The organism is Duganella lactea (genome assembly GCF_009857505.1).
In the GTDB taxonomy this organism is placed as follows: Bacteria; Pseudomonadota; Gammaproteobacteria; order Burkholderiales; family Burkholderiaceae_D; genus Rugamonas; species Rugamonas lactea.
This window is the reverse complement of the sequence record NZ_WWCP01000049.1, coordinates 1-12,187: the sequence shown is the minus strand read 5'-3', so window position 1 is coordinate 12,187 and position 12,187 is coordinate 1. Positions and strand designations below refer to the sequence as shown.

The window sequence follows — 12,187 nt, the reverse complement described above, 5'->3', positions numbered from 1 at the left end:
GTGACGCGGCATTACGAAAGCATTGTCATGAAAATCACCATCATCGGTACCGGCTATGTGGGCCTGGTCACCGGCGCTTGCCTGGCCGAGCTGGGCAACGATGTGTTCTGCCTCGACGTCGATCAGCGCAAGATCGATCTGCTCAACAACGGCGGCATCCCGATCCACGAGCCGGGCCTGGAAGAGGTGGTGGCGCGCAACCGCGCCGCCGGCCGGCTGCGGTTTTCCACCGATGTCGCGGCCTCGGTCGAACACGGCGAGGTGCAGTTCATCGCGGTTGGCACGCCGCCTGACGAGGACGGCTCGGCCGACCTGCAGTACGTGCTGGCCGCCGCCCGCAATATCGGCCGATACATGACCGGCTTCAAGGTGGTGGTCGACAAGTCGACCGTGCCGGTCGGCACCGGCGACCGCGTGCGCATCGCGCTGCAGGAGCAGTTGCAGGCGCGCGGCGTCGACGCCGGCTTCACCGTGGTGTCCAATCCCGAGTTCCTCAAGGAGGGCGCGGCGGTCGAGGACTTCATGCGGCCGGACCGCATCGTCATCGGCCACGACAGCACGCCGGAGGGCTTGCAGGCGGCGGCGCTGATGAAGCGCCTGTACGCGCCGTTCAACCGCAATCACGAGCGCACCTTCTGGATGGACGTGCGCTCGGCCGAGTTCACCAAATACGCCGCCAACGCCATGCTGGCGACGCGCATCTCCTTCATGAACGAGCTGGCCAACCTGGCCGACAACGTCGGTGTCGACATCGAGGCGGTGCGGCGCGGCATCGGTTCCGATCCGCGCATCGGCCACAGCTTCCTGTACGCCGGCGCCGGCTACGGCGGCTCGTGCTTCCCGAAAGACGTGCAGGCGCTGGAGCGCACCGCGCGCCAGTACGAGCAGGACCTGCACATCCTGCGCGCGGTGGAGACGGTCAACGACAAGCAGAAGCTGGTGCTGGGGCGCAAGCTGCTGTCGCGCTTTGGCGCCTATCTGGGCGGCAAGCACTTCGCCATCTGGGGCCTGGCGTTCAAGCCGAACACCGACGACATGCGCGAGGCGCCGGCGCGGGTGCTGATCCGCCAGCTGCTGGACGCCGGCGCCACGGTGGCGGTGTACGACCCGGTCGCCATGGACGAGGCGCGGCGGGTGCTGGCGCTGGACCTGAGCGCGGCCGAGCTGGCGCGGGTGCGTTTCGCGGCCAGCCCGATGGACACGCTGGACGGCGCCGAGGCGCTGGTCATCGTCACCGAGTGGAAGGCCTTCCGCAGCCCGGACTTCGGCCAGATCAAGGCGGCGCTGAAGCACGCGGTGGTGTTCGACGGCCGTAACCTGTTTGAGCCGGATGTCATGGCCGAGCTGGGCTTTGAATACCACGGCATCGGCCGCTCGGTCCTGACCCGCAACTGAGAGGCCGACCATGACGACGAATCTGAAGCAGGTACGGGTGCTGGTGGTCGGCGATGTCATGCTGGACCGCTATTGGTTTGGCGACGTCAGCCGCATTTCGCCGGAGGCGCCGGTGCCGGTGGTGCGCATCGAGAAGCGCGAGGCGCGCCTGGGCGGCGCCGCCAATGTGGCGCGCAACGCGGCGGCGCTGGGCGCGCAGGCCGGCTTGCTGGGCATCGTCGGCAACGACGAGGCGGGCGACGAGGTGCAGCGCCTGCTCGACGGCGGCGGCATCCGCAGCTATCTGAAGCGCGACGACGCCATCTCGACCATCATCAAGCTGCGCGTGATTGGCCGCCAGCAGCAGATGGTGCGCATCGATTTCGAGGAGGCGCCGACCGACACCGTGCTGCGCGACAAGCTGGAGCAGTTCAAGGCGCTGCTGGCCGATTACGAGGTGATCGTGCTGTCGGACTACGCCAAGGGCAGCCTGGTGGCGGTGGCCGACATGATCGCCGCCGCGCGCGCGGCCGGCAAGGTGGTGATGGTCGATCCGAAGGGCGATGATTTCAGCCGCTACGCCGGCGCCACCGTGCTGACGCCGAACAAGTCGGAGTTCAAGCTGATCGCCGGCACCTGGAGCAGCGAGGCGCAACTGAGCGCCAAGGCGCAGGCGCTGCGCGCCGAGCTGAAGCTGGACGCGTTGCTGCTGACCCGTTCGGAAGAGGGCATGACCTTGTACACCGACGGCGCGCAGTTCCACATGCCGGCGCAAGCGCGCGAGGTGTTCGACGTCTCCGGCGCCGGCGACACGGTGATCGCCACGCTGGCCTGCATGCTGGGCGCGGGCGCCGGCTGGCAGGAGGCGGTGGAAACGGCCAACCGCGCCGGCGGCATCGTGGTCGGCAAGCTGGGCACGGCGACGGTGACCCACGAGGAGCTGTTCCCGTCTTGATGTGCGTCAGCAGTGCGCCGTCAACCGCGCCACTGCCGGGCTCCGTTTAGGGTATTCAAGGCGCGAATGGTCGCCCTTGCTTAACCTGAACGGAGACATGCTATGTATAAGAAACTGTTGCTGGCCCTTGCCGCGCTGATGGCATCGATGACCTTTGCCTGGGCGCAGGTCGACGTCAACAAGGCCGACGAGGCGGCGCTGGACGGCATCCGCGGCCTGGGCCCGGCCAAGACCAAAGCCATCCTGGAAGAACGCAAGAAAGGCGAGTTCAAGGACTGGTCCGATTTTGAAGCGCGCGTCAAAGGCATCGGCGCCAAGAACGCGGCGCGGCTGTCCGAGGCCGGTCTGCAGGTGAATGGCAAGTCGAAGGACGGCGCGCCGCTCAAGGCCGCCAAATAGGCCCGGCGCCGTGCATGGCGTGACGGCGTGCGCGGCGCGTGAGATGATGCGGGCTATGAAAATTTCCCGCATCCTCCACGCCGGTTACGCGCTTGAAAGCGGCGCCACGCAGATCCTGTTTGACCCGGTGTTTGAAAATCCGTTCAGCAGGAATTGCCATGCGTTTCCCGACGTGCGCTTCGATCTGGCGCGGGTGCGGGACTTGCGGCCAGACGCCGTCTTTATCTCCCACTTTCACGATGACCATTGCTCGCTGGATAGCCTCGATCTGCTCGACCGCGCCACGCCGATTTACCTGTACTGCCTGTTCGACGAACTGTTCGCGATGATCCGCGAACTGGGCTTCGTCAACGTGCGGCCGCTGGCGGTGGATGTGCCGGTGCCGGTGCGCGTGGGCGGCATCGAGGTGATCCCGCGCCGCGCGCTGGAGGCCGATGTCGATTCGATGTTCCACATCCGCGCCGAAGGCCTGAATGTGCTCAACGTGGTCGATGCGTGGATGGATCCGGAAACGCTGGAGCAACTGAAACCGTTCGCGCCGTGGGACATGGTGCTGTGGCCGTTCCAGACCATGCGCGAGGTGGACGTGATCGCGCCGTCGCGCGCCGAGCGCGGGCCGGTGGCGTTGCCGGAAGAGTGGCCGGCGCAATTGCAGGCGCTGGCGCCGCGCTACGTCGTGCCAAGCTCGTGTCAGTTCCGGCAGGAGCCATGGTCGTGGTACAACCACGCGATGTTCCCGATCACCTACCGCCAGTTCGGCGCGGCCGTGGCCGCGTGGCTGCCGACGGCGCGGGTGGTGCGGCTGAATCCATCGGTCTCGGTCGAGCTGAGCGCGGACGGGCTGACGCCCGCGTCGCCGTTGCCATGGGTGTTGCCGGTGGGCGAGCAGGATGTGGACTACGAATACGATCCGCAGATCGTGCCGCCGGCCACGGCCGACATCGCCCGCCACTTCGCGCCACTGACGGCCGGGCAAATCGCGCTGGTGCTGGACTTCTGCCGCCACGGCCTGTTGCAGCGGTATCAAGACATGGAACTGCCGGAAGACAGCTACTTCTCCACGCCGTGCGTATGGCAGCTGTCGGTCTACGACCATGACGGCGGCGTGCGGCGCTTCCGCTATCAGATCCACGGCGATGATATCGCGCTGGCCGGCGACGAAGCAGCGCCGACCTGGCTGACCGAAATCCCGCTGGCCAAGCTGTACGCCGGCCTGGCGCTGGGCGAATCGCTGACCAGCATGTACCTGCGCATCGACGGTGCCCCGGCCGACGCCGACATCGTTGACGACCCGCTGATCCGCACCCTGTTCGACAACGGCTTCGCCGCCTACCAGGCCGCCCAACTGGCGCGCATCAAGGGGCGTACCGAAAGCGGGTCCGCCACTCTCGGCGGTCGTGGTGGCGCATCTTGAGCGCCCTCTCGCGCCATCTTTAAAGTGTCCGGAAAAACCGCTTGCAATCAAATGCTTAGCAGCTGGCGAGTGAAATGCTATCTTTAATCGACGTCTTCCAACGTATCCCACGCGCGACGGTATTTGGGCAGGCGGCGCTCCAGCGTGTTCTGGGCTTGCTGGTTGGCGTGAGCGACCAAGGTCAGGGCGGTACTCAGCGCCTCGCTCATGGCTTTGGCGGCGACGCCCATTGCCTCAGCTGGCGTGGGCGGCACCTTCGCGGCTTGCTTGAGCAGTTGCGCGCGCATCAGCGCGGCATTGGTCCAGTTTCTGTGGCCCGGTAGCAGCACCCAGATTTCGCGCCAGGCGTTGCGGCCGTCGCCGACGGCTTGCTTGGCCATCTGATGCGGCGAGACGGCTTGTCCTTCGTAGATTAGCGCGTCGCCGACGATGGTGGCGACGTGCCAGGTTGTGATGACGCGCAAGCGCACGCGTGTGCCTTCAGGGAGAAATAGCTGTTTCCACTGGTAGCCGCGCGCCGGGATGGCGTCGGCGCGGCCCTTGGCGATCCAGGCCTGCACCGCCTTGATTAGCGCCTCGCCGGGTGACAACGTGCTGCCGCTCGCGCGCAGATAAACGCGCAGCTCGTCATAAACGATGTCCGGGAGTATAGGTGGGGGGGTATGTGCGCGACGCGTGCGGGATTCATTCTCTTTTCTCCTTTTTTTCGTTCGCTTTTTGTCTCTTTCTGTCTCTTAGACCGCGTGGCGCGGCAGGAGTTCAAAAGAGAGAAAAAGAGACAAAAAGAGAAAGCCAAAAGAGACAGTTTCCCGCAACGTTCCGTACCAGCCAACCCATACCCATATCCTCGGCACGCCGCCAGGGGAAGATCAGCGCGGCGTATCCGGTGGCAGGTTGGCCAGGAACTGGTGGATCTGCGACACCACCGCCGCGCCTTCGCCCACGGCGGCGGCGACGCGCTTGGTCGAGCTGGCGCGCACGTCGCCGATGGCGAACACGCCCGGCACGCTGGTCTCCAGCGCCGCGCGCGACGGCAAATCGCGCGGATAGACGCCGTTGGCGAAATTGGCCTTGCACTGCGCCTTGAGGACGTCGAAGCCGGTGCGGATGAAGCCATTGCCGTCGACATCCACGCCGCAATCACTGAGCCAACTGGTGTTGGGTTCGGCGCCGATGAACAGGAACACCCGGCACACATCGTAATCGCGCTCCTCGCCGGCGCGCACATCGCGCACCCGCACCTGTTTCAGGCCATCGTCATCGCCCTCCAGCGCGACGATCTCGGCGCAGGTGTGCAGCTCGATATTCGGCGTGGCCTGGATACGCTCGATCAGGTAGCTCGACATGGTGGACGCCAGGCTGTCCTTGCGGATCAGCATATGCACCTTGCGCGCATAGCCCGACAAAAACACCGCCGCCTGGCCCGCCGAATTGCCGCCGCCGACCAGGATAATCTCTTCCGTCTTGCACAGCTTGGCCTCCACCGGCGACGCCCAGTAGTACACGCCCTTGCCCTCGAACTGCTTCAGGTTGGCCAGCGACGGCCGGCGATAGCGCGCGCCGCATGACAGCACCACGGTTTTGGCGCGCAGCCGCTGCAGGCTGCCGCACAGTTCCACCTGCAGCGGATAGGTGTCGCAGATCAGTCGCCCGGCCGGCGCCGGAATGGCGATCTCGACGCCGAACTTTTGCGCCTGCACGTAAGCGCGGCCGGCCAGCGCACGGCCCGACACGCCGGTCGGGAAGCCGAGGTAGTTCTCGATGCGCGCGCTGGCGCCGGCCTGGCCGCCGTAGGCGCGGGTTTCCAGCGCCAGCACCGACAGCCCTTCCGAGGCGGCGTACACCGCCGTCGCCAGGCCGGCCGGGCCGGCGCCGACCACGATCACGTCCCACACCTTGTCGCTGTCGAGCGCAGGCAGCATGCCGAGACAGCGGCCGATGTCGACCACGCTCGGATTCTTCCTGACCTCGCCGTCCGGGCACACCACCAGCGGCAGCTCGTCCGGCGCGGGCTGGTAACGCGCCATCAGGCCGGCCGCCTGCTGGTCGTGCTCGGGGTCGAGCACGATGTGCGGGTGGCCGTTGGCCTGCAAAAACGTTTGCAGCGCGTGGATGCGCCCATGGCCGCGCGGGCCGACGATCACCGGCCCGCTCGACGCCTGTTCGATCAGGCCGACGCGGCGCAGGATCAGCGCGCGCACGATGCGCTCGCCCAGCTCGGCGTGCGCGACCAGCAGCTGGCGCAGCGCCTCCGACGGCACCACCAGCACTTCGACCTCGCCCCTGGCGCGGCCGTTGCCCAGCGCCGGCCGGCCCGACAACTGCGCCACCTCGCCGCTGAACTGGCCGGGCTGGTGGGTGGTCACGTAGGCGGTGTTGCCGAGGCCGTCGTAGCGGCTGACGTCGATGCCGCCCTTGAGCACCAGCATCAGGCCGAAGCTGGTCTTGCCGGCCTCGAAAATCATCTGGCCGTCGTCGAAGTGTTGCACATGGCCGAAGCGTTGCATGCGGCGGATGTCGGCGGCGCTCAGCGTGGGGAAAATCTGGTGGTGACGCTGTTCCAGGTCGAGCGTGGCGGACGGCGCCGGGTCGTCCGGGATGTCGTCGGGGAGCAGTTCTGCGGAGGAGGTGGTCATGGCGGTTCCGGAATAGACGCGGGTTGCACGAATGGTGCAGTCTATCGCATGCCGGGGGCGCCGTGGGCCGCATTGCCGCAACTCGGCTAAAATGGACGTTTTGGCGAACTCCAACACGAACACGATGGCCTACAAGACTCTGCAAGACACGATCGGCAACACGCCCCTGGTGCAGCTGACGCGCCTGCCCGGCGCGGACGCCGCCGCCCGCAACAACATCATTCTCGGCAAGCTCGAAGGCAACAACCCGGCCGGCTCGGTCAAGGACCGGGCGGCGATGTCGATGCTGCGCCGGGCCGAGGAGCGCGGCGACATCCGCCCCGGCGACACGCTGATCGAGGCCACCAGCGGCAACACCGGCATCGCGCTGGCGATGGCGGCCGCCATCCGCGGCTACAAGATGCTGTTGCTGATGCCGGAGAACCTGAGCATCGAGCGCCGCCAGAGCATGGCCGCCTACGGCGCGCAGATCATGCTGACGCCGAAAACCGGCGGCATGGAATACGCGCGCGACATGGCCGAGCAGTTGCAGAAGGACGGCAAGGGCATCATCCTCGACCAGTTCGGCAACCAGGACAACGCCCGCGCCCACTACGAGTCGACCGGCCCGGAAATCTGGCGCGACACCGACGGCGGCGTCACCCACTTCGTCAGCGCCATGGGCACCACCGGCACCATCATGGGCACCTCGCGCTACCTGAAGGAACAGAATCCGGCGATCCAGATCATCGGCGCCGAGCCGGAGGAGGGCTCGTCGATCCCCGGCATCCGCAAATGGCCGGAAGCCTACCTGCCGAAGATTTACGACCGCGCGCGGGTCGACCGGGTGGAGTCGGTGTCGCAGGCGGCGGCCGAACGCATGGCGCGCCGCATGGCCGCCGAGGAGGGGATCTTCTGCGGCATCTCGGCCGCCGGCGCCTGCGAAATCGCGCTGCGCATCTCGCAGACGGTGGAGAACGCCACGATCGTGTTCATCGTCTGCGACCGCGGCGACCGCTATCTGTCGACCGGGGTGTTCCCGGCCTGAAAGCGACAACGCCCTCGGCCCCTGCAAGAGGGACGAGGGCGCCGCCGGCAACCGGGGCGATCAGCCCTGGTTGTTGTTGGTGCTGCCGCCGTTCGGGGTTTCGCCTTCCTTCGGCTTGAACTGCTTGTCGCTGATGCGGAACTTGTTGCGGCGATCGCCCATCAGGTAACGCAGGTCGCGGATGCTCAGGTCCGACACCTCGTGCATGCGGATCAGCAGCGAGGCGCCGACCGGCAGCCGGTGGTGACGGATCTTGCTGATCACCGGTGGCGCCACTTCCAGCGCGCGCGACAGCGCCGCGTCGTTTTTCAGGCGCAGGTTCTCGATCAGGGTATCGAGCAGGCGGTTGGGATTGTATTGCAGCAGATCATCGCCATCCGCATCGTTGTTCATGTCTATGCCGACTTGGTTTGTCATGTCGTCTTTTCCTTCAGTAAAGTTGTCCTGCAAAGTACAACACTCGATCTTTGCTGCCGTTAATGTCCCATCCTTACCAGGAGCAGACGCACGCGGACGCGGATTTCAGGATAACAAGTTATATAATATATACTCAATTGTACAACACGGTGCAATCTAATACTCAGCAGCAATATGAAAAGTGCGTATTCCCGCGTGGTATTGTTGTCTAACTGCAACAATGTGTGAGAATTATACACTGACTTCTATGTTAATCTGCGACGCACACTTTTAATTATGAATTAAAGTTAATTGTATAACAATCGTTGTTGTTTAGCAGCTTATTTCATGCTCATCAGCATTAATTTCGCCGTGGTCTGGATGGATGTTGCCAAGTGTCAATAAAACAATAGCGTGGCGCGTGCCACGCGACAAGCCGTTTTACGCTTGCTTACATCCCTGAAGCGACCGCGCCGCCGCGCGCCAGCCGCACCGCCTTGCCTAGTTCCACCACCGACATCGCATAGAAATAGCTGCGGTTGTACTGCGTGATGGCGAAGAAATTGGTGTTGGCCAGCCAGTACTCGGACGGCTCGGCGCCGTTCTGCAGATCGACCAGGCCGTACAGCTGATCCGGCGCCGGTGTGGCGGTGCTGACGCCGGCCGCGGTCAGTTCGGCGGGGCGGTAGCTCGCCTTCAGGCCCTGCTGCAACAGCGGCGCCCACGCGCGGTTGGGCGACACCGTGGCCGCCTGCACGATCGGCCCGGTCTGTTCGCGCTGCCAGCCGTGGCTGGTGAGGAAGGCCGCCACGCTGCCGATCGCGTCGGTGGCCGAGTTCAGCAGGTCGATCTTGCCGTCGCCGTCGAAGTCCACCGCGTATTTCATCACGCTGCTGGGCATGAACTGCGGCATGCCCAGCGCCCCGGCGAACGAGCCCTTCAGCGACAGCGGATCGATGCCGGTCTGGCGCGCGTACAGCAGCGTGGCCTCGATCTCGCCGCGGAAGAACGCCATGCGCTCGCGCCGCTGCGGCGCCTCCGGATACGAGAACGCCAGCGTGGTCAGCGCGTCCAGCACGCGGAAACGGCCGGTATTGCGGCCGTACACCGTCTCGACGCCGATGATGGCGACGATGATCTCGGCCGGCACGCCGTACAGCGATTCGGCGCGTTGCAGCGCCTCGGTGTTGTCGTTCCAGAACTTGACGCCGGCGTCGGTGCGCACCGCATCGATCATCAGCGTGCGGTACGCCTGCCAGTTCTTCGGCTTGCCCGGCGGCGCCGGCTTGACCAACTGCACGGCGGTGTCGACATAGCGCACCTGGTTGATCAGCGTGCTCAGCTCGGCGCGGTCGAAGCCGTCACGCGCGGCGACGTCGTCAAGGAAGGCGCGCACCTCCTGCCAGTCGCCGAAGTTGACGTACTCGCCGGTGTAGTCGACCGCCGGCGCGGCTTTTTTCTTCGCCGCGGCCGGCTTTTTCTTTTTCTGCTGCATGCTCGGCGGCAGTTTGTAACCGTAACGGTCGACCTGCGCGACGGCGCTGGCGCTGAGGGTGGCTGCGCTCAGCAGCAAGGCGGTGATTAAAGTCTTCATCGGCATAAAGGTAACAGGGTTTTCAGCGTCGCCAGCGACGCCGGACGTGATTCGGGTGGCACGGCCGCATACTTGAGCATACCGTACAGCTGTAAAAACTGCGCCATCGCCGCGTGCTTCCGCGGTGTGGCCGGCATCGTCCGCAAGCGCGCCGCATAGCGGCGCGGTCCCTCGGCCGCGCCGCGCGCATAGCCATGGCGCGCCTGCTGGCGGCAAAACGCCGCGTACAGGCCGTCCAGCACTTCGGCCGGCGCGCGCCGCCAGCGGCGCCACAGCAGGGCGCCGCACAGCGCGCATCCGAGCGCGACGGCCAACGCCTCGCGCCAGTGGCCGGCGGCGCTTTCTAGTTCTCCAAGGAAATTGCGCTGCCTGTCGGGATTGTAATCCAGGACCCATTGATTCCAAGAATTATTCAACGCGGCGTAGCCATAGCGCAGCTGCGCCAGCCACGAGGCGGGATCGTTTTGCAGCGCGATCAGCGGCCCCAGTCCGAACGGCGCCGGCCGCGGCAGCGCGCGCGCCAGGCCGCGCTGCACCCGCTCGGGCGCCACGGCGGCGGTCGGATCAACCCGCTGCCAGCCGTCGCGCGCGGTCCAGAACTCGGCCCAGGCATGGGCGTCCGACTGTCGCACGCTGAGCACGCCGTCGAGCGGATTGCGCTCGCCGCCCTGGTAGCCGGTGACCACCCGCGCCGGCACGCCCAGGGCGCGCATCAGCACCACATAGGCGCTGGCGTAGTGCTCGCAAAAGCCGGCCCGGCTGTCGAACAGGAAGTCATCCACCGCGTCGCGCCCGGCCAGTGGCGGCGCCAGCGTGTAGCGGTAGTCCTGGGCGCGGAAGCGGGCCAGCAGCGTCTGGTTGAGCTGGCGCGCGTCGGCGTCCGGCTGCGCGGCGCGCAACTGCCGCGCCAGCGCCAGCGTGCGCGGATTGAAGCCGTCCGGCAGCGCCAGCCAGCGCGTCATATGTTGCGGCTGCTCGCCGGCCTGCAGCGTGTAGCTTGGCCAGGCGCTTGCCGCGAAGCGCACGCGGCGGGTGATCGGCTCGGTGGCGAACTGCTCCAGCTCGTCGCTGTCGCGCACCCGATAGCCGGGCAGCGACAGCGTGGCGCCGGACAGCTCCAGCAGCGCCAGCCAGCGCGTGTTGGCCGGCTCCAGCGTGGTTGCGTAGCGCAGCGCCGGGCCGCGCGTGCGCACCTGCACCGTCAGCCGTTCCAGCCCGCGCTTGCGCGGCACCCGGGTCCAGCTGTGGCCGTCGTAGTCACCCAGCACCACGCTGCGCCAGTACAGCTGGTGCTGCGCCGGCGCGGCGCCGTCGAAACGCACGCGGAAGGCGATCTCGTCCGACTGCGCCAGCCGCGCCAGCGTGCCCGGCGCCATGCTGTCGCTGATGCCGGTGGTGCCGCCGGGCACCGCGCCGGCCTGGCCCCACAGCGGCCCCTGGACGCGCGGGAAGGCGATGAACAGCAGCAGCGCCAGCGGCGCCGCCAGCGCCGCCAGACGCGCCGTGGTCAGCAGGCGCCGGCGCAGCGGCGGTACGGCGCCGGTGTACTGGAACGATTGCTGCGCCGTCAGCAGCACCGCGACGGCGGCGCCGGCCCACAGCGCGGCCGGTATCGACTGCGCGTACAGGAAGCTGGTCAGCAGCACGAACAGGCTAAGGAAGGTGACCACGAACAGGTCGCGCCGGGCGCGCATCTCCAGCAGCTTGAAGGTCAGCAGCAGTACCAGCATGGCGACATCGGCGTCGCGCCCCAGCAAGCTGCGGTAGGACAGCTGCACGCCGGCCATGGCCGCCAGCGCGACCGGCACCAGCAGCCATGCCGACGGCAGGCGCCGGCCGCGCCAGGTGAGCACGGCGCGCCACAGCAGCGCGGCGCAGGCGAGGGCGCTGATCCACGCCGGCAGATGCGGCAAATGCGGCGCCAGCACCATCAGCGCGGCGAGCAGCAACAGCAGCGTGTCGGCCTTGTCGCGCGTCAGCGAAGCGCCGCTCACGCCGCGTCCTCGTGGCCGAACAGCGCCAGCGCTTGCAGGCAGGCCGCGCGGTGGGCGTCGCCGCGCGCCGGACCGTAGTCGTGCCGCCCCAGCGTGAAGCGGTAGGGCAGCGCGCGCTGCTCGGCCTCCAGCACCCAGCGTGCCAGACGCGACAGCTTGTGCTCCAGCGCCATCGACGCCGGCAGCGCGGCGAAATTCAGCGTCAGCCCAGCCACCGCGCCGCCCTCGAAATGCTTGCTCACCAGTTGTCCGCCCAGCGCCGGATCGTGGCGGGCGATCTGCCGCCACGCCAGATGGCGCGGCGGGTCGCCGGGCCGATAGGCGCGGATGCCGGCGAACTGCTCCAGCCCCGCCGCGCCATGGCCGTCGGCGCCGGCCGCCGCCGCCGCCGGCAAGGG

At 67.0% G+C, this 12,187-nt stretch carries 11 protein-coding genes; 5 read left to right on the top strand and 6 right to left on the bottom strand.

The features are described from left to right. Window positions 1–27 precede the first annotated feature (27 nt). The 4 genes from GTP44_RS24555 (at window position 28) to GTP44_RS24540 (ending at window position 4,142) form a co-directional block, all read left to right on the top strand. Entirely contained in the window at window positions 28–1,395 is a 1,368-nt protein-coding gene (locus tag GTP44_RS24555; protein ID WP_161021483.1) for a UDP-glucose dehydrogenase family protein, read from the top strand. A 10-nt stretch (window positions 1,396–1,405) separates the two neighbouring features. Continuing rightward, window positions 1,406–2,329, top strand: a complete 924-nt coding sequence (gene rfaE1, locus GTP44_RS24550; RefSeq protein ID WP_161021482.1) for a D-glycero-beta-D-manno-heptose-7-phosphate kinase — start codon at window positions 1,406–1,408, stop codon at window positions 2,327–2,329. Between the two features lie 102 nt (window positions 2,330–2,431). Then, window positions 2,432–2,728 carry a ComEA family DNA-binding protein gene (locus tag GTP44_RS24545; protein WP_160992786.1) on the top strand — a complete coding sequence of 99 codons (297 nt, stop codon included), beginning with the start codon at window positions 2,432–2,434 and terminating at the stop codon, window positions 2,726–2,728. A 55-nt stretch (window positions 2,729–2,783) separates the two neighbouring features. After that, window positions 2,784–4,142, top strand: a complete 1,359-nt coding sequence (locus tag GTP44_RS24540) for an MBL fold metallo-hydrolase (RefSeq protein ID WP_161021481.1) — start codon at window positions 2,784–2,786, stop codon at window positions 4,140–4,142. An 83-nt stretch (window positions 4,143–4,225) separates the two neighbouring features. On the opposite strand, the gene GTP44_RS24535 is transcribed toward GTP44_RS24540, so the two are convergent. Both GTP44_RS24535 and GTP44_RS24530 read right to left on the bottom strand, forming a co-directional pair. Beyond that, window positions 4,226–4,732, bottom strand: coding sequence for a hypothetical protein (locus GTP44_RS24535; RefSeq protein ID WP_229257070.1), 507 nt, complete (start codon window positions 4,730–4,732; stop codon window positions 4,226–4,228). Window positions 4,733–5,011: 279 nt separating this feature from the next. Beyond that, entirely contained in the window at window positions 5,012–6,778 is a 1,767-nt protein-coding gene (locus GTP44_RS24530; protein ID WP_161021480.1) for an FAD-dependent oxidoreductase, read from the bottom strand. A gap of 124 nt (window positions 6,779–6,902) precedes the next feature. Here GTP44_RS24530 and cysM point away from each other — a divergent pair, with 124 nt between their 5' ends. Continuing rightward, window positions 6,903–7,805 carry a cysteine synthase CysM gene (cysM, locus tag GTP44_RS24525; protein ID WP_160992953.1) on the top strand — a complete coding sequence of 301 codons (903 nt, stop codon included), beginning with the start codon at window positions 6,903–6,905 and terminating at the stop codon, window positions 7,803–7,805. Window positions 7,806–7,865: 60 nt separating this feature from the next. Here cysM and GTP44_RS24520 read toward each other — a convergent pair whose 3' ends face one another. The 4 genes from GTP44_RS24520 to GTP44_RS24505 form a co-directional block, all read right to left on the bottom strand. Further along, window positions 7,866–8,222 (bottom strand): hypothetical protein, encoded by a 357-nt coding sequence (locus tag GTP44_RS24520; protein WP_161021479.1) that lies wholly within the window; start codon window positions 8,220–8,222, stop codon window positions 7,866–7,868. A 430-nt stretch (window positions 8,223–8,652) separates the two neighbouring features. Next, entirely contained in the window at window positions 8,653–9,801 is a 1,149-nt protein-coding gene (mltB, locus tag GTP44_RS24515; protein WP_161021478.1) for a lytic murein transglycosylase B, read from the bottom strand. Continuing rightward, window positions 9,792–11,789, bottom strand: coding sequence for a transglutaminase TgpA family protein (locus GTP44_RS24510; protein WP_371867319.1), 1,998 nt, complete (start codon window positions 11,787–11,789; stop codon window positions 9,792–9,794). The genes mltB and GTP44_RS24510 overlap by 10 nt, the downstream gene beginning before the upstream one ends. After that, window positions 11,786–12,187, bottom strand: a 402-nt coding sequence (locus GTP44_RS24505) for a DUF58 domain-containing protein (protein WP_161021477.1), incomplete at its 5' end; no start/stop codon positions are given. The genes GTP44_RS24510 and GTP44_RS24505, both read right to left, overlap by 4 nt.